The organism is Cellulosimicrobium sp. SH8 (assembly GCF_025818875.1).
GTDB classification, from domain to species: domain Bacteria; phylum Actinomycetota; class Actinomycetes; order Actinomycetales; family Cellulomonadaceae; genus Cellulosimicrobium; species Cellulosimicrobium cellulans_D.
On sequence record NZ_JAMXMH010000013.1, the window covers coordinates 165903 to 185215 of the forward strand.

18 protein-coding genes are annotated in these 19313 nt (G+C 73.7%); 9 read left to right on the forward strand and 9 right to left on the reverse strand.

The window, feature by feature from the left end:
* Positions 1-33: 33 nt before the first annotated feature.
* From cobA to NF338_RS18280, 5 genes are all read right to left on the reverse strand, one after another.
* Positions 34-1437 carry a uroporphyrinogen-III C-methyltransferase gene (cobA, locus tag NF338_RS18260; protein WP_264032050.1) on the reverse strand — a complete coding sequence of 468 codons (1404 nt, stop codon included), beginning with the start codon at positions 1435-1437 and terminating at the stop codon, positions 34-36.
* A 10-nt stretch (positions 1438-1447) separates the two neighbouring features.
* Positions 1448-2830 (reverse strand): sulfate adenylyltransferase subunit 1, encoded by a 1383-nt coding sequence (locus NF338_RS18265; protein ID WP_264032051.1) that lies wholly within the window; start codon positions 2828-2830, stop codon positions 1448-1450.
* Positions 2830-3834, reverse strand: a complete 1005-nt coding sequence (gene cysD, locus NF338_RS18270) for a sulfate adenylyltransferase subunit CysD (protein ID WP_264032052.1) — start codon at positions 3832-3834, stop codon at positions 2830-2832. The genes NF338_RS18265 and cysD overlap by 1 nt, the downstream gene beginning before the upstream one ends.
* A gap of 8 nt (positions 3835-3842) precedes the next feature.
* Positions 3843-4556: a phosphoadenylyl-sulfate reductase gene (locus tag NF338_RS18275; protein WP_412847231.1), complete on the reverse strand. Its 714-nt coding sequence runs from the start codon at positions 4554-4556 to the stop codon at positions 3843-3845.
* A gap of 176 nt (positions 4557-4732) precedes the next feature.
* The gene (locus NF338_RS18280; protein WP_264032053.1) at positions 4733-6481 is read right to left on the reverse strand and encodes a nitrite/sulfite reductase; all 1749 of its coding nucleotides are present in this window, start codon (positions 6479-6481) and stop codon (positions 4733-4735) included.
* A gap of 436 nt (positions 6482-6917) precedes the next feature.
* On the opposite strand from NF338_RS18280, the gene NF338_RS18285 reads away from it, so the two are divergent.
* The 4 genes from NF338_RS18285 (at position 6918) to NF338_RS18300 (ending at position 9268) form a co-directional block, all read left to right on the forward strand.
* Positions 6918-7292, forward strand: a complete 375-nt coding sequence (locus tag NF338_RS18285; protein ID WP_264032054.1) for a hypothetical protein — start codon at positions 6918-6920, stop codon at positions 7290-7292.
* A gap of 102 nt (positions 7293-7394) precedes the next feature.
* On the forward strand, positions 7395-7955 hold the full coding sequence (locus NF338_RS18290; protein ID WP_264032055.1) for a PadR family transcriptional regulator: 561 nt from the start codon (positions 7395-7397) through the stop codon (positions 7953-7955).
* Entirely contained in the window at positions 7952-8758 is an 807-nt protein-coding gene (locus NF338_RS18295) for an alpha/beta fold hydrolase (RefSeq protein WP_264032056.1), read from the forward strand. The genes NF338_RS18290 and NF338_RS18295 overlap by 4 nt, the downstream gene beginning before the upstream one ends.
* Before the next feature lie 27 nt (positions 8759-8785).
* Positions 8786-9268 (forward strand): DUF456 domain-containing protein, encoded by a 483-nt coding sequence (locus NF338_RS18300; RefSeq protein WP_264032057.1) that lies wholly within the window; start codon positions 8786-8788, stop codon positions 9266-9268.
* 17 nt (positions 9269-9285) lie between these two features.
* Here the strand turns inward: NF338_RS18300 and NF338_RS18305 are convergent, their stop codons facing one another.
* The gene (locus tag NF338_RS18305; RefSeq protein WP_264032058.1) at positions 9286-9666 is read right to left on the reverse strand and encodes a VOC family protein; all 381 of its coding nucleotides are present in this window, start codon (positions 9664-9666) and stop codon (positions 9286-9288) included.
* Between the two features lie 118 nt (positions 9667-9784).
* Here NF338_RS18305 and pcrA point away from each other — a divergent pair, with 118 nt between their 5' ends.
* Positions 9785-12547 (forward strand): DNA helicase PcrA, encoded by a 2763-nt coding sequence (gene pcrA, locus NF338_RS18310; RefSeq protein ID WP_264032059.1) that lies wholly within the window; start codon positions 9785-9787, stop codon positions 12545-12547.
* A gap of 115 nt (positions 12548-12662) precedes the next feature.
* Here pcrA and NF338_RS18315 read toward each other — a convergent pair whose 3' ends face one another.
* Positions 12663-13352, reverse strand: coding sequence for a DUF6518 family protein (locus tag NF338_RS18315; protein ID WP_264032060.1), 690 nt, complete (start codon positions 13350-13352; stop codon positions 12663-12665).
* Between the two features lie 107 nt (positions 13353-13459).
* On the opposite strand from NF338_RS18315, the gene NF338_RS18320 reads away from it, so the two are divergent.
* Positions 13460-14386 carry a DUF5996 family protein gene (locus tag NF338_RS18320; protein ID WP_264032061.1) on the forward strand — a complete coding sequence of 309 codons (927 nt, stop codon included), beginning with the start codon at positions 13460-13462 and terminating at the stop codon, positions 14384-14386.
* 28 nt (positions 14387-14414) lie between these two features.
* Here the strand turns inward: NF338_RS18320 and NF338_RS18325 are convergent, their stop codons facing one another.
* Positions 14415-14984, reverse strand: coding sequence for a Clp protease N-terminal domain-containing protein (locus NF338_RS18325; protein WP_264032062.1), 570 nt, complete (start codon positions 14982-14984; stop codon positions 14415-14417).
* Position 14985: 1 nt separating this feature from the next.
* Positions 14986-15207, reverse strand: a complete 222-nt coding sequence (locus tag NF338_RS18330; protein WP_087471385.1) for a helix-turn-helix domain-containing protein — start codon at positions 15205-15207, stop codon at positions 14986-14988.
* A 160-nt stretch (positions 15208-15367) separates the two neighbouring features.
* Between NF338_RS18330 and NF338_RS18335 the strand changes: the two genes are divergently transcribed.
* From NF338_RS18335 to sucD, 3 genes are all read left to right on the forward strand, one after another.
* Complete coding sequence (locus NF338_RS18335; protein ID WP_264032063.1) at positions 15368-16969, forward strand: OmpA family protein; 1602 nt, start codon at positions 15368-15370, stop codon at positions 16967-16969.
* Between the two features lie 188 nt (positions 16970-17157).
* The gene (gene sucC, locus NF338_RS18340; protein ID WP_087471387.1) at positions 17158-18327 is read left to right on the forward strand and encodes an ADP-forming succinate--CoA ligase subunit beta; all 1170 of its coding nucleotides are present in this window, start codon (positions 17158-17160) and stop codon (positions 18325-18327) included.
* A gap of 37 nt (positions 18328-18364) precedes the next feature.
* Complete coding sequence (sucD, locus tag NF338_RS18345) at positions 18365-19255, forward strand: succinate--CoA ligase subunit alpha (protein ID WP_087471388.1); 891 nt, start codon at positions 18365-18367, stop codon at positions 19253-19255.
* The last annotated feature ends 58 nt before the right edge of the window (positions 19256-19313 follow it).

Genomic DNA, 19313 nt, shown 5'->3' on the forward strand with positions numbered 1-19313 from the left:
GGACGGGGGTCGTGCACGCCGAGGCGCTCGCGGCTACTCGGAGGGCACGCCGTGGCCGCCGCGCGGGGCGGGGCCGGGCCACGCGGGGGAGAGGGTCACCACGTCGCCGACGACGGTCACCGCGGGCGGGCGGACGCCGGCCTCGCGGGCGCGGTCGGCGATGGTCGCGAGCGTGCCGACCGTGGTCCGCTGGCGCGGGCCGTAGCCGTCCTCGACGACCGCGACGGGCGTCTCGGCAGGACGGCCCTGCGCGACGAGCGCCGCCGCGGTCTCCGCGAGCCGCGAGACGCCCATGAGCAGGACGACGGTGTGGTCGCTCGCGGCGGGCACCTTGCCGACGTCCTCGTGCCCGGTGAGCACGGTGAAGCCGCGCGACACGCCGCGGTGCGTGACGGGGATGCCCGCCGCGGCGGGGACGGAGACGGCGCTCGTCACGCCCGGGACGACCTCGACCGGGATGCCGTGCTCGCGGCACGCCTCGGCCTCCTCGCCCCCGCGCCCGAACACGTAGGGGTCGCCGCCCTTGAGCCGCACGACCCGCCGCCCGACGAGCGCGTGGTGCACGAGGATCCGGTTGATCTCCGACTGCGGCACCGGGTGGTGGCCCGGCGTCTTGCCGACGTCCACGACCTCGACGCCGTCGCCGAGCTCGGCGAGCAGGCCGCGCGGCCCGAGCCGGTCGACCACGACGACGTCCGCCTCCGCGAGGAGGCGGCGTCCCCGCACCGAGATCAGCCCGGTGTCGCCGGGGCCGCCCCCGACGAGCGCGACCGTCCCGAGCGGCCGCACGAGCGGTTCCGAGACGGCGCCGGCGCGGGGGACGTCGTCGTCGGCCGAGGGACGTGAGCCCGCGGGCCGGACCGCCCGGAGCGGGAGCTCGCCCGCCTCGAGCAGCGCGGCGACGGCGTCGCGCACGCGCTGGGCGCGACGAGGGTCCCGGCCCGCGTTGACGGACACCGTGACCTCCGCTGCCGGGACGCCGCGAGCGGCGCCGCCCGGGACGCGTGTGCGTGCGACGGCGGGCACCCAGGCGGTCGCGAGGTCCGCGTCGCCCGCGGCGACGCAGAAGATCCGGTCGGCCTCGGCGTCGGCCGCGACCTCGGCGTCCACGCGCGGGTCGCCGGTCGCGGTGTGGACGAGCCACGCGCCGTCGAGGTCGCCCGTGAGGTAGTCGCGCCGCACCCACGACAGCCGCGCGCCGCGGTCCCGGGGCGCGACCGCGTGCCCGTGCGCGCCACCCGCGTCCTCGGTCCCGTGGACCGCGAGCAGCTCCGCGAGGTCCTCGCACACGAACGGCGCGACGACGGTCACGACGGCGCCCGCGTCGAGGAGGCCCCGCGTGCGGCGCGCGGCGACGGGACCGCCGCCGACGACGACTGTCCGGCGACCGTCGAGACGCAGACCCAGGGGGTACGTCTCGTGCTCGGGTGCGGTCACGGCTTCCAGCCTAGATCGCGTACGAGCCGGGCCGGGACGCCGGACGACGCGCGGCGGCGAGCGCGTCGCCCACCATGCCGGCGGCGAGCGTGCCACCGTCCTGGCCGTCGACGAGCAGGAACGCGCCCGTGCGGCGGGCCACGACGTACTCCTCGGCCGCGACGGGCGACGCGAGCCGCAGCGTCACGCGGCCGATGTCGTTGAGGTCGAGGCGCTCGGCGGGCTCGAGCTCGGCGGTGTCGAGGTCGAGACGCCCGACGACGTCGCGCACCACGGCCTGCACCGTGCGGGTCGTGTGCTTGAGCAGCACGCGCGCGCCGGGCAGCAGCGGGCGGTCGCTCAGCCACGCGACGGTGCCCTCGACGTCCTGCGTGACCTCGGGGGCCTCCGCGGCGGACGCGATGAGGTCGCCGCGCGCGACGTCCACGTCGTCTGCGAGGCGGATCGTCACGGACTGCGGCGCGAACGCCTCCGTGAGCTCCTCGCCGGACGCGAGCGAGTCGGCCGTGTCGATCCCGACGACAGTCGTGCGGCGCCCTGACGGCAGCACCACGACCTCGTCCCCGACCGTCACGACGCCCGACGCCACCTGGCCGGCGTACCCGCGGTAGTCGCGGTAGCGCTCGTCGGCCGCGGCCTGCGGGCGGATGACGACCTGGACGGGGAAGCGGAACGCCTCGGTCTCCGGGTCGTCGCCCGTCGGGAGCTCCTCGAGCAGCTCGAGCAGGCTCGGACCGTCGTACCAGGGCGTGTTGACGCTCGCCCGGTCCACGACGTTGTCGCCCACGAGCGCGGACACGGGGAGGGTGTGCACGTCGCCGACGCCGAGCGACGTCGCCGCCGCGCGGATGTCCGCCGCGAGCTCCTCGTAGCGCGCCTCGCTGTAGTCGACGAGGTCGATCTTGTTGACCGCGACGACCACGTGCGGCACGCGCAGGAGGCTCGCGACCGCGAGGTGGCGGCGCGACTGCTCGAGCAGGCCCTTGCGCGCGTCGATGAGCAGCACGACGACGTCCGCCGTCGACGCGCCCGTCACCGTGTTGCGCGTGTACTGCACGTGCCCGGGGCAGTCGGCGAGGATGAACGACCGGCGCGCGGTCGCGAAGTACCGGTACGCGACGTCGATCGTGATGCCCTGCTCGCGCTCGGCGCGCAGGCCGTCGGTGAGCAGCGCGAGGTCGGCGGTCTCGAGCCCGCGGTCGCGAGAGACGCGCTCGACCGCGTCGAGCTGGTCGGCGAGCACGGACTTCGAGTCGAAGAGCAGGCGGCCCACGAGCGTGGACTTGCCGTCGTCGACGGAACCCGCCGTCGCGAGGCGCAGCAGCGTCCCGCGCCGCGCGTCGTCGAGCGGCAGCGCCGCGTCCTCGGTGCCGGTGCTGGTCTGGGTGCCCATCAGAAGTACCCCTCCTTCTTGCGGTCCTCCATGGCGGCCTCGGAGAGGCGGTCGTCGGCGCGGGTCGCGCCGCGCTCGGTGATGCGCGTCGCCGCGACCTCCGCGATGACGTCCTCGACGCCCGTCGCGTCCGACCGCACGGCGCCGGTGCACGACATGTCGCCGACGGTCCGGTACCGCACGGTCTCGGTGCGCAGGGACGCGGCCTCGGCGTCGGTGCGGGGCTGCGAGTACGGCCCGACGGCGAGCAGCATCCCGTCGCGGTCGAACACCTCGCGCTGGTGCGCGTAGTAGAGCTCGGGGAGCTCGATCCGCTCGCGCGCGATGTAGCGCCAGACGTCGAGCTCGGTCCAGTTCGACAGCGGGAACACGCGCACGTGCTCGCCCGGGCGGTGGCGCCCGTTGTAGAGGTTCCACAGCTCCGGGCGCTGGTTGCGCGGGTCCCACTGGCCGAACTCGTCGCGGAGCGAGAACACGCGCTCCTTGGCGCGCGCCTTCTCCTCGTCGCGTCGGCCTCCGCCGAACACGGCGTCGAACCGGTGGCCGGAGATCGCGTCGAGCAGCGGCTGCGTCTGGAGGGGGTTGCGGGTGCCGTCGGCGCGCTCGCGCAGGCGGCCGTCGTCGAGGTAGTCCTGCACGCTCGCGACCTCGAGCCGCAGGCCGAGGCGCTCCGCGGTCGCGTCGCGGTAGGCGAGCACCTCGGGGAAGTTGTGGCCCGTGTCCACGTGGAGGACGGGGAACGGCACCGGGCCGGGCGCGAACGCCTTGACCGCGAGGTGCAGCATCACCACGGAGTCCTTGCCGCCGCTGAACAGCAGCACGGGCCGCTCGAACTCGGCCACCACCTCGCGAATGATGTGGATGCCCTCGCTCTCGAGCGCGTCGAGCTGCGCGAGGCGACGCCCGCCGGGGAGGGCCGCGTCCGGCGTGGTGTCCGGGGAGATGGCGGCGGGAGCACCGGCGGCGGAGCCCGGTGCGTCGGTCGTCAGGTCGATGGTCGTCATGCCCGTCCTCATACGTGGAGTCCGCACTCTGTCTTGTCGAGCCCCGCCCAGCGGCCGGCCCTCGGGTCCTCGCCCGGCGCGACGCGCCGGGTGCACGGCTGGCAGCCGATCGACGGGTAGCCGTCGTTCAGCAGGGGGTTGAGGATCACCTGGTGCCGCGCGGCATACGCGAGCAGGTCGTCGAACGACCAGGCCGCGAGCGGGTTGATCTTCACGAGCCCGTTCTTCTCGTCGAAGGTCACGAGCGGGGTGCTCGTCCGGGTCGGCGCCTCGTCGCGGCGCACGCCCGTGACCCACACCTCGTAGCCCGCGAGCGTGCGGTGCAGCGGCTCGACCTTGCGCATCTGGCAGCACAGCGCCGGGTCGCGACCGAACAGGTCCTTGCCGTGCGCCGCGTCCTGCTGGGCGACGGTGAGCTCGGGCCGGACGTCGACGATCGTCACGTCCATCTGCTGCTCGACGGCGTCGCGCGTCCCGACCGTCTCGGCGAAGTGGTAGCCCGTGTCGAGGAACAGCACGTCGACCCAGGGGACCTGCGCCGCCACGACGTGGGGGAGCACGGCGTCGGCCATGGAGCACGCCACCGCGACGGACGTCCCGAACTCGCGCGCCGCCCAGGCGATGACCTCCTCCGCGGTGGCCTCGGGGCGCGTGGCGCCCTCGACGCCGGGCGTGCCCGCGCCGTGCAGCAGCTCCGCGCCGCGCCGTGCGATCTCGCGCAGCTCGTCGAGCGACCGCTTGGGCCGGCCGTGCCGGGCACGCTCCGCGTGGTGCGCCGCCTTCGCGCTCTCGCGCTGCTCGGCCTTGGCCCTGGCCGCGGCGCGCAGCGCGGCCAGCGGGTCGACGGTGCCCGACGACGGGGTGTCGGCGGTGGTGGTCGTCACGCCCTGGTCCTCGCTCACTGGAGCGCCTCCTCGTCCGCTCGGTGCGCCCACTCGGCGAAGGTCTCGGTCCCGTCCTTGTCCGCCTCGTACCGCCGGACGACGCGCTCGACGTAGTCCGGCAGGTCGGTGGCGGTGACCTTGAGCCCGCGCACGGTGCGGCCCATGCCGGCGAGCTCGCGGTCGTCGGACGCCAGCCCGCCGCCCAGGTGGACCTGGAAGCCCGGGACCTGCTCGCCGTCGTCGTCCATCACGAGCTGGCCCTTGAGCCCGATGTCCGCCGTCTGGATGCGCGCGCACGAGTTGGGGCACCCGTTGACGTGCAGCGAGAGCGGCTTCATGTGCGACAGGTCGCCGAGCCGCTTCTCGAGCTCGTCGATCGTGGCGGTCGCGGTGTCCTTGGTGTCGACGATGGCGAGCTTGCAGTACTCGATGCCCGTGCACGCGATCGTGCTGCGGCGGAACGGGCTCGGGTTGGCGTCGAGCCCGTTGGCCTTGAGCGTCGAGACGACGTGCTCGAGGTGCTCGTCCGGGACGTCGAGCACGAGGAGCTTCTGGTGCGGCGTGAGGCGCACGCGGTGCGACCCGACCGACTCGGCCAGGTCGGCGACGTTCGCGAGGATCGTCCCGGACACGCGGCCGACGTACGGCGCGGCGCCGACGTAGTTGAGCCCGTCCTTCTGCTTGTGCACGCCCACGTGGTCGCCGGGCACGGGCGGCTTGGGCGCGGGCGGGCCGTCGGGGAGCGCGTACCCGAGGTACTCGGTCTCGAGGACCTCGCGGAACTTCTCGGGCCCCCAGTCGGCGAGGAGGAACTTGAGGCGCGCCTTGTTGCGCAGCCGGCGGTAGCCGTAGTCGCGGAAGATCTGCACGACACCGTGCCAGACGTCGGGCACCTGCTCCTCGGTGACGAACGCCCCGAGGCGCTCGCCGAGGCGCGGGTTCGCGGACAGCCCGCCGCCCACCCACAGGTCGAACCCGACGCCGAGCTCGGGGTGGCGGTGCGCGACGAACGCGACGTCGTTGATCTCGTGCACGACGTCCTGGCTCGGGTGCCCGGTGAGCGCGGTCTTGAACTTGCGCGGGAGGTTCGCGAGCTCGGGGACGCCGATGTACTTCTCGGTGATCCCCGCGACGGCCGGGCCGATGTCGATGAGCTCGTCGGCAGCGATCCCGGCGACGGGGCTGCCGAGCACGACGCGCGGGACGTCGCCGCACGCCTCCGTGGTCTGGAGGCCGACGGCCTCCAGGCGGCGCCAGATCTCCGGGACGTTCTCGACCTCGACCCAGTGGAGCTGGATGTTCTGGCGGTCGGTGATGTCCGCGCTGTCGCGACCGAAGTCCTTCGAGATGTCCGCGATGACGCGGAGCTGCTCGGTCGTCAGCGCCCCGCCGTCGATGCGGACCCGGAGCATGAAGAACTTGTCCTCGAGCTCCTGCGGCTCGAGCGTCGCCGTCTTGCCGCCGTCGATCCCGGGCTTGCGCTGCGTGTAGAGGCCCCACCAGCGGAACCGCCCGTGCAGGTCGTCGCCGGTGATGGAGTCGAAGCCCTCCCGCGCGTAGATCGTCTCGATCCGCTCGCGGACGGACAGCCCGCCGTCCTCCTGCTTCCACTTCTCGTTGCCGTTGAGCGGCTCGGTGCCGTCGATCTTCCACTGCCCGTTCGGCCGGGCGGCTCGCGCCGGGCGGGCGGGCCGCTCACCGGTGCGGGCCGGGCGCTCAGGTCGGGCCGGGGTGGCGTCCGGCACCGTCGTGACCTGCGTCATCGGGGTTCCTCGTGTCCTCGTGCGGGGGCGGGGACGCGCGACGGCGAGCGCTCAGCGAGGGTGCGAGTGGCTGAGGACCGACGGCGCGCGCCGGTTCTCAGGGTTTCTCCGGGGAGAGGGGCGAGCCTGCGGGCTCGCGCTGAGTCGGGCGCGGTTCAGCGACAACAGCTGAGACACGTGTGCGCGCACGCCGGCATCCCGTGACGCGAGGTCACGAGGAGGGTGCGGGCTGCCGTGGTCATGCGCAGAACGATAGCCGCGGTCCAGCGTGGTGGACACCCCTCGTCCGTATGGTGGGAAACCGGAAATACTAGACCGATAGAGTCAACTTTGTCCAGCAGGATGTCCGGCCTGCCGGAGGGTGCGGCGGGGAGTGCGGCGCGGCTCACCTTGTGCAAAGTTTCACGACACGGGCGTCAGCAAATAGGATGACGGCATGGACTTCCTCTACAACGTCTTCGTCGCGCTGCACTTCATCGGGTGGGCCATCGTCCTCGGCGGCTACCTCGCGTCCCTGCGCTCGCCGGGCCTGTACAAGGGTGTCTTCCACGGCGCGCTCACCGCGCTCGTCGCGGGGATCGCCATGGTCGGGATCGGCGAGGCGTCCGTCTGGGAGACCTGGCCGAATGGCGGCCCGGACATGGCCAAGATCGGCGTCAAGCTGGTCATCGCCCTGGTCATCGCCGTCCTCGCGTTCGTCGCCAAGCGCCAGGGGGCCAAGGCGGCCGACGGCGCCGTGGCGCCGGGCGTCAAGCACGCCATCGGTGGCCTGACCCTCGTGAACATCCTCGTCGCGGTCTTCTGGAACTGACCGCAGCGACCCGGCCGGGGCCCGTCGACGGATCGTCCGTCGACGGGCCTCCGTCGTCTCCGGGGCGTTGACGGGGGGCTAGGTGCATGGTCCACTAGTCGCATGGTCCTCCGATATCTCGTCCTCGGGCTGCTCACGGTCCGGCCCATGACGGGCTACGACCTCAAGCGCGCGTTCGACTCCTCCGTGCGCCACTTCTGGGCGGCCGACCGCTCGCAGCTCTACCGCACGCTCGCCGCGATCGTCGACGCGGGGCTGGCCGAGGTCGAGGTCGTGCCCCAGGAGAGCTACCCCGACCGGAAGGTCCACACGATCACCGCCGCCGGCCGCGCGGCGCTGCGCGACTGGCTCGCCTCGCCGCTCGAGCCCGAGGACTCCCGTGAGCCCTTCCTCGGCCGCCTCTTCTTCGCGGACCAGCTCGACGACGACGGGGTCGCGACGCTCCTCACGTCCCGGCGCGCGCTGGCGGAGGAGACGATCGTCGCGCTCGCCGCGGAGGAGGAGCGGGTCGCGGCGGTCCTCGCGGGCGGTGGCCCTGACGCGGACCGCGTCCGCGGCACGCGCGGCCTCGCCCTGCGGCTCGCGACCCTGCGCCACGGTCTCGCGCACGCCCGGGCCGAGCTCGCGTGGCTCGACGAGACCGAGGGAGAGGTGCTCCCGTGAGCGCGCCGGACGCCGTCGTGCACCACCCCGCCACCCGACCGGGCGCCCCAGGCACGAGCGACTTGTCCGTCGTCCTGCTGCACGGCGGCAACGTGGCGTCGTGGATGTGGGAGCCGCAGGTGGAGCACCTCGCCGACCTCGACCTCTGGACGCCCGACCTGCCGGGATTCGGGTCCCGTGCCGCGCAGGACGTCGTGTCGATCGGTGCCACGGCGGACGACGTGGCCGACCTCGTCGCCGCGCTGCCCGCGGGCCGGGCCGTGCACCTCGTCGGGCTGTCGTACGGCGGGGTCGTCGCCCTGCACGTCGCCGCGCGGCACCCGGGCCTGGTCCGCTCGGTCCTCGTGTCCGGCGCGGCGGTCGACGGCGTGCGCGGGCTCACCGGGGCGTTCGGGCGCGCGCAGCTCCGGGTCTGGGACCGGCGCTGGTACTGGGAGGCGCAGGCGCGCTCCTTCGGCCTCCCCGCGGAGGCGCGCGACCTGTTCGTCCGCTCCGGCCTCGCGATCCGCCGGGACAACATGGCCCGGACCGTCGAGGACGTCTACGACGGGTGCTGGCCGACGGGCATCGAGACCTCCGGTGCGCGCGTCCTCGCCGTCGCGGGCTCGCGGGACCTGCGCGCGGCCCGCGCCGCGCTCGGGACGATCGCGCGCCGGGTCCCGGACGCCGTCGTGCGCCTCGCGCCCGGGATGCACCACCAGTGGAGCGCGGAGGACCCGGACCTGTTCAGCGCGATGATCCGGTCCTGGGTGCTCGACGGCGCAGCGCACCCGCGGCTGGTGCCGCTCGCGGGGCGTGCGTAGCGCGCCCGACGTGCGAGGGTTTCCCCCGTGAGCGTCGGTGGAGAGGTCCTCGTCGGGCTGGCGATCCTGGTCGGTCTGGTCGGGATCGTCGTGCAGGTGCTGCCCGGGAACGTGCTCGTGCTCGGTGCGGTCCTCGTCTGGGCGATCGTCACGGGCGGCACCGCCGCGTGGGTCGTCTTCGCGGTCGCCGCGGTGCTCGTGGTCGCCGCCGAGGTGTCGCAGTACGTCCTCGCGGGTCGCCACATGCGCCGCGCGGACGTCCCGTGGTCGACCCTCGTCTGGGGCGGGATCGCGGGCGTCGTCGGGTTCTTCGTCATCCCCGTGATCGGGCTCTTCATCGGGTTCGTCCTCGCCGTGTTCGTGGCCGAGCTCCTGCGCCGCCGCGACCGGCGCGCCGCGTGGCGCGCGACCGTCGCCGCGATGCAGGCCACCGGCATCACGATCCTCGTGCAGCTCCTCGGCGGGCTCCTCGCAGCGGCGACGTGGGGCGTCGGGCTCGCGATCACCTGACCGGCCGGCGTGGTCGGTCAGCCGGGGATCTCCATCACGTAGAGCGTGTTCCCGTCGACGTCGCGCAGCGAGAACATCGGCGGGACGCCCTCCCAGCGCAGGAGCTCGCCGGTGCTCGCCCCGGCGTCGGTGAGCGCCGCGTGGTCGGCGGCCGCGTCGGAGGTCGTGAGGCGGATGCCGGTGTCGACGCCCGCGGGGACGCCGTCCCCGGCGGCGACGAGCGCGACCGACGTCGCGGAGCCCGGGGGAGCGACCTCGATCCACCGGAACCCCTCCTGGAGCTCGCCGTCCATGCGGACCTCGAATCCGAGCGTCCCCGTGTAGTACGCGAGCGCGCGGTCCTGGTCGGTCACCGGGACCGCGACGGTGTGGACGCCGGTGAGGTGGGTCGTCGCCATGGTGTCTCCTTCGTGGTGCGGGGTGTTGCGGTCGTCACGGGGGAGACCGTCGCGGACGGCACGACTCATCGGCGGGGCGGCACCGGGTGTGGGCGGGGGCGCCTAGGCTGGAGGGGCTATGGCTTCGCTCTTCGAGAACCTTCCGCTGCCCGGCCTCGACACGCTGTTCGACGGCCCGCGCGTCGACCACGGCGGCGAGTCCCGCCTCCCGCGGACCGCCCCGCGCTGGACCGACGACCCGGCCGTGCCCGACGGCGCCGGGTCGCCCGTCGGGGACGGCGCCCCGGGCGGGCCGGGGGGCACCGGATCGCCGTCGGGCACGGGGGAGCGCAAGGGCCGGTACGCCCACCTCGACCCCGACGCGCTGCTCGACGGGCTCAACCCGCAGCAGCGGGAGGCCGTCGTGCACGCGGGCGGGCCGCTGCTCATCGTGGCGGGTGCGGGGTCCGGCAAGACGCGCGTGCTCACGCACCGCATCGCGTACCTGCTCGCCACGCGCCGCTCGAACGCCGGGCAGATCCTCGCGATCACGTTCACGAACAAGGCCGCGGCGGAGATGCGCGAGCGCGTGGAGGCCCTCGTCGGGCCCTCGGCGCGGAACATGTGGGTCTCGACGTTCCACTCCGCGTGCGTGCGCATCCTGCGGCGCGAGGCGAAGACGCTCGGGCTGCGGTCGAGCTTCTCGATCTACGACGCCGCGGACTCGCAGCGGCTCATCACCCTCGTCACGCGCGAGCTGGACCTCGACCCCAAGAAGTACCCGGCGCGCTCGCTCGCGAACAAGATCTCGGACCTCAAGAACGAGCTCATCGACCCGGAGACCTACGCCCGGGACTCCGGCGCCCACGCGACGGACGACGGCCTCGCGGCGCGGGGCGGCCAGCACGGCGCGGGCGTGCCCGAGTTCGACCAGGTGCTCGCCGACGTCTACACGCGCTACCAGGCGCGGCTCGTCGCGGCCAGCGCGCTCGACTTCGACGACATCATCATGACCACGGTCAACCTGCTCCAGGCGTTCCCCGCCGTCGCGGAGCACTACCGCCGCCGGTTCCGGCACGTGCTCGTCGACGAGTACCAGGACACCAACCACGCGCAGTACGTGCTCGTGCGCGAGCTCGCCGGGGTCGGCGAGGACTCCGCCGCCACCGACGCCGCGACGAGCGGCACCGGCGAGGCGCAGGTCCCGGCGCTCGACCCCGCCGAGCTCACCGTCGTCGGCGACGCCGACCAGTCGATCTACGCGTTCCGCGGCGCGACGATCCGCAACATCCTCGAGTTCGAGGCCGACTACCCCGACGCGCGGACCATCCTGCTCGAGCAGAACTACCGCTCGACCCAGAACATCCTCTCCGCCGCCAACGCCGTCATCTCCCGCAACCCCGACCGCAAGCCCAAGCGCCTGTGGACCGACTCGGGCGCGGGCGCCAAGGTCATCGGCTACGTCGCGGACAACGAGCACGAGGAGGCGCGGTTCGTCGCGGAGGAGATCGACCGCCTCGGCGACTCCGACGGCGTGCGGCCCGGCGACGTCGCGGTGTTCTACCGCACCAACGCCCAGTCCCGCGCGCTGGAGGAGGTGCTCATCCGCGTCGGCCTGCCGTACAAGGTCGTCGGCGGCACGCGCTTCTACGAGCGCCGCGAGGTCAAGGACGCGGTCGCGTACCTGCGCGCGATCGACAACCTCGACGACGACGTCAACCTGCGCCGCGTGCTCAACACGCCCAAGCGCGGGCTCGGCGACCGGGCGGAGGGGGCCGTCGCGGCGCTCGCGGACCGCGAGCGCATCTCGTTCGGCGCGGCGCTCGCCCGGATCGACGAGATCCCCGGTCTGACGAACCGCACGCTCAACCCGCTGCGCGCGTTCGTCGAGCTCATGACCGGGCTGCGCGAGCTCGCGGAGTCCGGCGCGACGCCCTCGGACATCCTCGGCGCGGTCCTCGACCGCACGGGGTACCTCGCCGAGCTCCGCGCGAGCGACGACCCGCAGGACGCCACGCGCGTCGAGAACCTCGCCGAGCTGCACGCCGTCGCGACGGAGTTCACCGAGCTCGACCCCGAGGGCACGCTGTCCGACTTCCTCGAGCGTGTGTCGCTCGTTGCGGACGCCGACCAGATCCCGGCGGACGACGCGGACGACGACGCGGAGGGCGAGGAGAGGGAGGACCCGGGCGTCGTCACGCTCATGACGCTCCACACGGCCAAGGGCCTCGAGTTCCCGGTCGTGTTCCTCACCGGCATGGAGGACGGCACGTTCCCGCACATGCGGTCCCTGCACGACGACGCCGAGCTCGCCGAGGAGCGCCGCCTCGCGTACGTGGGCATCACCCGGGCGCGCGAGCGGCTCTACGTCTCGCGGTCCGCGGTGCGGTCGGCGTGGGGGATGGCCAACGAGTTCCCGCCCAGCCGGTTCCTCGAGGAGATCCCGGAGGAGCTGTGGGACTGGCGGCGGCGCGAGTCGTCGATGGCGACGCTGCGCGCGGGCGGGTCGGTCTGGGGCCGCGGCTCGGGGTCGTGGTCCGGTTCGCGGTCGGGGTTCGGGTCGGGGGCGCGGTCAGGGGCCGCCGACGACGGGTCTACCATCCGCGGCCCTCGTTCCTCGGGCAGCTCCCGCCAGTCCCGCCACGACCCGTCGTCGTCGGCCCCTGCCCGCGCCGCGTTCGGCTCGCCGTCCGGTGGGGCGAAGTTCGGGTCGGCGACGCCGCGGGCCGACGGGGACGTGCCGAACCTCGCGGTCGGGGACAAGGTGACCCACGACGCCTACGGGCTGGGGACCGTCGTCGCGCTCGAGGGCGCTGGCCCGAACGCGGTCGCGAAGATCGACTTCGGGGCCGACGGGACCAAGCGCCTCCTGCTGCGCTACTCGCCGGTGACCAAGCTCTGAGAGCGCCTCGGCGCCGCGACAGCGACCTCCGACGGACGTAGCGACGTACCGGGTGCCGTGGACCGCTCTCTGGGCCGGGATCGCTCTCCCGGCGTGCGGGGGTGCGCCCGGCGAGTCAGCCGATCGTGCCCAGGGCGCGATAGGCGACGACGAACGCTGCTGACACGACGGCGGTGCCCACGACGGCGGTCGCGACCGGCAGGGCTCCCCGGAGCCTGCGCGCGAGCATGCCGGCGAGCAGCGCGAGCGAGACCACGCCGATCACGACCCAGTAGGCGGCGCCCGTCGTCTCGACGACGGTCGTGAGCCCGTACACCGACTCGCCGACGCCGATGCCCGCGAGCACCGCGGTGCCGAGAGCGGCGTGGACGCCCGTGCGCCACAACCACGCCGCCGCGACCCCCACGAACGGTCCGACGACCAGGCCGACCGCGCCGAACATCGTCGGGTCGTAGAAGAACCCGCGCAGGTCGGCGGCGACGGTGTAGCCGACCACGAGCACGACGAAGCTCGCGGCGCCCAGCACGGCGGCGTGCCACGTCCGGGTGCGCGGGTCGCGTGCGGACCAGGCGACCAGCAGCGCGGTGAGCAGCGTCCAGCCGCTCGCCGAGTTCGCGAACGGCGCCGCGGCGTCGGGGAGGAACCCCTGGGCGTACGACGTCACGCCGCCCAGCAGGAAGCTCGCGACGAGGACGACGGCACCGCGCCGCCACGGGTGACCGGGCGACGCCGTGACCCGGACGGGTCGGGTCGGTGCCGACGGGCGGTCGTCGGCGCGGTCAGGGGGCGAGGTCGTCTCGGGCACGCCACGACGCTAGGCGGCCGGGGCTCGCCGGGCGTCACCCCGTCGTCGGGCACCGGGGCGGGAGGCGTCCTACCGTGGCAGGACGACCGAGCCCCGAGGAGCCTCCCGTGACCCAGCCGGCCGCCCGTCCCGCCCCCGCGCCCGCCCCCTGGCCCGACCTCGACGTGCGGCGGTGGGAGCCGACCCGCCGGCCGCTCCACCTGTTCACGCAGGTGATCGGCAAGGTCGTGCTGGACCTGACGCCGTTCGTCAACCACTGGTGGAACGTCGCGTTCCACGTGACGTCGCGCGGGTTCGTCACGCCCGTGATGCAGGTCGGCGACCGCGCGCTCGACGTCGAGATCGACCTCGTGGCGGAGCGCGTCGAGTTCCGCACGTCCGACGGGAGCACCGAGACGATCGCGCTGGGGCCGATGTCCGTCGCCGACTTCTACGCGCGGACGCTCGCGTGCCTCGACCGGCTCGACGTTCCCGTGCGCGTGTGGTCGACGCCGCGCGAGATCCCCGACCCCGTGCCGTTCGAGCAGGACACCGCGGTCGGGGAGTGGGACGGCGACCGCACGCGGACGTGGCTCGCGACCGTGCAGCGGGTCGTCGCGGTGATGGAGCGGTTCCGCTCCGGCTCCTACGGCAAGTCGAGCGGTCCGCGCTTCTACTGGGGCGCGTTCGACCTGGGGCTCACGCTCTTCAACGGGCGGCCCTTCCACCAGCCGGACGACGTCGAGCCCATCTACCGCTACGCGGAGAACGCCGAGAACCTGGCCGTCGGCTACTGGCCCGGTGACCCGACGACGCACGCCGACCAGGTCTACGCGTACGCCTACCCGCAGCCGCCCGGGGTGACGGACCTCGACCTCGCGCCCGGGTACTGGGACCCGGGCCTGCGCGAGGTCGTGCTCCCGTGCGGGGTGCTGCGCGACGCGGCGGACCCCGACGCCGTCCTGCTCGCGTTCTTCGAGCGCTCCTACCGTGAGCTGGCGACGGCCGCCGGGTGGGACCTCGCCGCGTTCACGGGGCCGGTCCCTCCCGGCTGAGGGCAGCACGGGACCGGGGGCACCGGGGTCAGGAGGCCTTGCGGTGCTGGGTCGCGAGCGCGACGCGCAGTCCCGCGACGTCGGACCCCGCCGCGGTGAGCGCGTCGACCAGCGCGCGGTGCGCCGTCGAGCCCTTCGCCCGCGCGACGGCGGCGAGGACGTGGCCCGAGTCGATGGCGCGGGAACCTGCGTGCACCGCCTCGCGCAGCGAGAGCTCGAGCGCCTTCTTCGCCTCGGGCGTGAACGGGATGTGCGACCGGCGGGTGCGTCGCCCGCGCGTGCGTTCGTCGTCGCCCGCGCGGTCCAGCGCCCCGGGCCCGAACGCCGCGTCCGTGCGGGCACGGATCTCGTCGAGGTCGATCCCGAGGGCGGCGAGCGCCGGGCCGTCGAGCGTGTCGTGGCGGCGCGCGGAGTCGACCTGGCGTTCGAGGCCGTCGACGCCGACCGAGGCGAGGGCGGCGGCGCCCGCTCCGTCGTCCTGGCGGGCGAGGGAGAGGAGCAGGTGCGCTGCGTCGATGGCGTCGTCGCCGCGGGTACGGGCGACCTCCTGGGCGCCGACCACCGTGTCGCGGGCGTCGGCGGCGAAGCGTTCGAACATGTCATGACCTCCTGGTGGTTCGGGACGCGCCGTACTTCTTGTGCACGGCCTGGCGAGTGACGCCGAGGCGGTCGGCGATCTCCTGCCACGACCAGCCGAGCGCACGGGCGTGCTCGACCTGCAGCACCTCGAGGCGCTCGGCGAGCACGCGCAGCGACCGCACGGCGCGCAGCCCCGTGTCGGGATCGGTGCTGCTCGCGGCGTCCATGTCGACGGGTTCCATGGATGTCAATCTAGGTTGACGCCCCGCCATGTGTCAACAAGGGTTGACGAACGGTGGTGCGTGGACGCGCCCCCAGGACGTCGAAGACGGTCGACTAGGGTCGTGGCGCCGCGCCGGCGTCCAGGAGGCGCAGGGGGCACCGACGACGGAAGAGGAACAGATGCACCAGCGGTCCATCGCGCCCGGGGGTCGTGCGCGCCGCGCGCTCCTGGCGGTCATGGCGGGCGCGACCACGGCGACGCTCGTCGCCGGGTGCGTGACGGTCAGCCCGGAGGCGCCCGCCGGGGAGCCGTCGGCGCCGGTCGACGCGGCGCCCGCCCGGTCCACGGACCCCTCGCCGGTCGTGGTCGAGGGCCACGTGCGCGGGGTCGACGTGGAGGCGAAGGTCGGGCCGGTCGTCGTGGACGGCGACCTCGCGGTGCTCCGGGTCGAGGTCGAGGCCACCGGAGGCGACGAGGCGGTCATGGCCGGGTTCGTGTTCGCCAACCGGGCGCTGACCCAGGAGGACTCGTTCGACGGCGTGCGGCTCGTCGACCTGGAGACCGGCGTCGTCCGAGAGGCGGCGCGGACCCCGGACGGGGTCGCGCTGGCGTCCCTGGGCGAGGAGTACATGCTCTCTCCTGGCCGCGAGCCCGTCGTCGGGCACGTCGCGTTCGACGCCCCGACGACGGCCACCACCTCGGTGCTCGTCCCGGCCGTGGGCCTGGTCGAGGGCGTGCCCGTGGTCGAGGCCGCCGACGCGGACGGCCTGACCGTCCCCGTGGAGGAGCTCGCGCCGGGCGGCCTCGCGGACGTCGTCGCGTCCTCCGCCTACCTCGAGACGTTCAGCACGACGGCCGGCGACGCCGTGCGCACGCGCGACGCGCACGACGTGGTGAGCGTCGTCGTCGACTCCGACGTCCTCTTCGACGTCGACTCGGACGTGATCGGCCCGGACGCGGGCGAGGCGCTCGACGCGGTCGTCGCGCAGCTCGCGCTCGCGGCCGACGGCGACCTGGTCGTCGTCGGGCACACCGACGACCAGGGCGAGGAGGCCGCGAACCAGGAGCTCTCGGAGCGGCGTGCACGGGCCGTCGCGGACCGGCTGGCGGAGATCGCCGACCTGGGTCGTTTCGACGTCCAGGTCGAGGGGCGCGGCGAGAGCGAGCCCGTGACGACGGAGGCGACCGACGAGGCGCGCGCGCTCAACCGCCGGGTGACCGTCGAGTTCACGCCCGCCGCGGACGCCGCGACGGTCGAGGCGCCGTCGACCGACGGGCTCGTCGCCGCGGAGGGCCCGACCGTCGAGGGCCTGGGCGGCGCCGTCGTCCTGCACGGCGACGGGGTCGGCGGGATCCAGCGTCTGCACGTCGAGCTGGTCGAGGTGCGGCGCGCCGGCGGGTACCTGGTGGGCGAGCTGGCCGTGCGCAACGACGGTCCGGAGCAGGCGTCGTTCGTCAGCGTCCTCGGCTCCGTCCGGGACGGTCGGGGCGATCTCGGTCTGGGACTGCTCGGTGCGAGCAACGTGACCCTGCTCGACGGCGGGGTGCGGGTCTATCCCGTCGACTACCTCGTCGACCAGGACTTCTACGAGCTGCAGGCGCGCAACGTCCTGGCCGACGCCTCGGTCGGCTCGCTGGCGTCGGGGACGACGTCGACCGTGAGCGTGGTCTGGCCGGACCTCGGCTCCGACACGGTCGTCGTGGACGTGCCCGAGGGGTCGACGTCGGTCACCGACGGCAGCACGCCCATCCGGTTCGTCGACGTCCCGGTCTCGGGCTGAGGCCTCGCGGACCGCGGACCGTGCCCACGCGGGCCGCCGCGTGACGAACGGAACACGTGGCACCGGGCGCGGTCCGCGGCCGATCGATAGGAGCCCTGGCCTTCCCGGGCTACCCTGTACGGGGATGTCTTGATGTCGAGACATCGGTCATGCCGCACACGGCGCATCAGACGGAAGGACGCAGCAGGGTGGACCTGTTCGAATACCAGGCGCGCGACATCTTCGAGAAGCACGGCGTGCCCGTGCTGGGCGGGGTCGTCGCGACGACGCCCGAGGAAGCCCGCGCAGGCGCTGAGAAGCTCGGCGGCGGCACCGTGGTCGTCAAGGCCCAGGTGAAGACCGGCGGCCGCGGCAAGGCCGGCGGCGTCAAGCTCGCCCACTCGCCCGAGGAGACCGCCGAGAAGGCGTCCGAGATCCTCGGCATGGACATCAAGGGCCACACGGTCCACCGCGTCATGGTCGCCCAGGGCGCCAAGATCGCCGAGGAGTTCTACTTCTCGGTGCTCCTCGACCGGTCGAACCGCAACTACCTCGCCATGTGCTCCGTCGAGGGCGGCATGGAGATCGAGCAGCTCGCGGTCGAGCGCCCCGAGGCGCTCGCCAAGGTCGCGGTCGACCCGATCGTGGGCATCGACGAGGCCAAGGCGCGCGAGATCGTCGACGCGGCCGGCTTCGCCGAGGAGCTCAAGGCCCCGGTCGCGGCGGTCATCCAGAAGCTCTGGACCGTCTTCACGGCCGAGGACGCGACGCTCGTCGAGGTGAACCCGCTCGTCCGCACCGAGGACGGCTCGATCATCGCGCTCGACGGCAAGGTCACGCTGGACGACAACGCGTCGGAGGTCCGTCACCCGGACCACGAGGCGCTGGAGGACAAGGAGTCGACCGACCCGCTCGAGGCGAAGGCCAAGGCGAACGGCCTCAACTACGTCAAGCTCGACGGCGAGGTCGGCATCATCGGCAACGGCGCGGGGCTCGTCATGAGCACGCTCGACGTCGTCGCGTACGCGGGCGAGGCCCACGGCGGCGTGAAGCCCGCCAACTTCCTCGACATCGGCGGCGGCGCCAACGCGCAGGTCATGGCGAACGGCCTCGACGTCATCCTCAACGACCCGCAGGTCAAGTCGGTGTTCGTCAACGTCTTCGGCGGCATCACCGCGTGCGACGAGGTCGCCAAGGGCATCGTCGGCGCGCTCGAGATCCTCGGCGACGAGGCCTCCAAGCCGCTCGTCGTGCGCCTCGACGGCAACAACGTGGACCTCGGCCGCGCGATCCTGCGCGAGGCGAACCACCCGCTCGTGACGCTCGCCGAGACCATGGACGGCGGCGCCGACAAGGCTGCCGAGCTGGCCAACGCCTGATCGCCCGAAGACGCGGAAAGCTGAGACAGAGAACACCATGTCGATCTACCTGAACTCCGACTCCAAGATCATCGTCCAGGGCATCACCGGCGGGATGGGTGCCAAGCACACCGCCCTCATGCTCGACTCGGGCGCGCAGATCGTCGGCGGCGTCAACGCCCGCAAGGCCGGCACGACCGTCACGCACAAGGACCACGAGGGCAACGACGTCACGCTCCCCGTGTTCGGCACGGTGGCCGAGGCCATGGCCGAGACCGGCGCGAACGTGTCCGTCCTCTTCGTCCCGCCGGCCTTCACCAAGGACGCCGCGATCGAGGCCGTCGACGCCGAGATGCCGCTCATCGTCGTCATCACCGAGGGCGTCCCCGTCCAGGACACGGCCGAGGTCTGGGCCTACCTGCAGGGCAAGAAGACGCGCATGATCGGCCCGAACTGCCCCGGCATCATCACGCCGGGCGAGTCGCTCGCCGGCATCACCCCGCACACCATCACGGGCAAGGGCCCGGTCGGTCTCGTGTCGAAGTCGGGCACGCTGACCTACCAGATGATGTACGAGCTCAAGGACCTCGGGTTCTCGACCGCCATCGGCATCGGCGGCGACCCGATCGTCGGCACCACGCACATCGACGCGCTCGAGGCGTTCGAGAACGACCCCGAGACCAAGGCGATCGTCATGATCGGCGAGATCGGCGGCGACGCCGAGGAGCGTGCCGCGGCCTACATCAAGGACCACGTCACCAAGCCGGTCGTCGGGTACGTCGCGGGCTTCACCGCCCCCGAGGGCAAGACGATGGGCCACGCCGGCGCGATCGTCTCCGGCTCCGCGGGCACCGCGCAGGCCAAGAAGGAGGCCCTCGAGGCCGTCGGCGTCAAGGTCGGCAAGACGCCGTCCGAGACCGCCGCGCTCCTGCGCGAGGTCCTCGCCTGACCCTGGGTCTGCCGTAGGACCCACGACCCGGGTCCGCGCACCCGACGCCCCGCGACCG

Coding starts and splice junctions, on each gene's coding strand:
- NF338_RS18265 (WP_264032051.1), bottom strand. CDS start 2,830: ATGGGCACCCAGACCAGCACCGGCACCGAGGACGCGGCGCTGCCGCTC.
- cysD (WP_264032052.1), bottom strand. CDS start 3,834: ATGACGACCATCGACCTGACGACCGACGCACCGGGCTCCGCCGCCGGT.
- NF338_RS18280 (WP_264032053.1), bottom strand. CDS start 6,481: ATGACGCAGGTCACGACGGTGCCGGACGCCACCCCGGCCCGACCTGAG.
- NF338_RS18285 (WP_264032054.1), top strand. CDS start 6,918: ATGGACTTCCTCTACAACGTCTTCGTCGCGCTGCACTTCATCGGGTGG.
- NF338_RS18290 (WP_264032055.1), top strand. CDS start 7,395: ATGGTCCTCCGATATCTCGTCCTCGGGCTGCTCACGGTCCGGCCCATG.
- NF338_RS18305 (WP_264032058.1), bottom strand. CDS start 9,666: ATGGCGACGACCCACCTCACCGGCGTCCACACCGTCGCGGTCCCGGTG.
- pcrA (WP_264032059.1), top strand. CDS start 9,785: ATGGCTTCGCTCTTCGAGAACCTTCCGCTGCCCGGCCTCGACACGCTG.
- NF338_RS18325 (WP_264032062.1), bottom strand. CDS start 14,984: ATGTTCGAACGCTTCGCCGCCGACGCCCGCGACACGGTGGTCGGCGCC.
- NF338_RS18330 (WP_087471385.1), bottom strand. CDS start 15,207: ATGGAACCCGTCGACATGGACGCCGCGAGCAGCACCGATCCCGACACG.
- NF338_RS18335 (WP_264032063.1), top strand. CDS start 15,368: ATGCACCAGCGGTCCATCGCGCCCGGGGGTCGTGCGCGCCGCGCGCTC.
- sucD (WP_087471388.1), top strand. CDS start 18,365: ATGTCGATCTACCTGAACTCCGACTCCAAGATCATCGTCCAGGGCATC.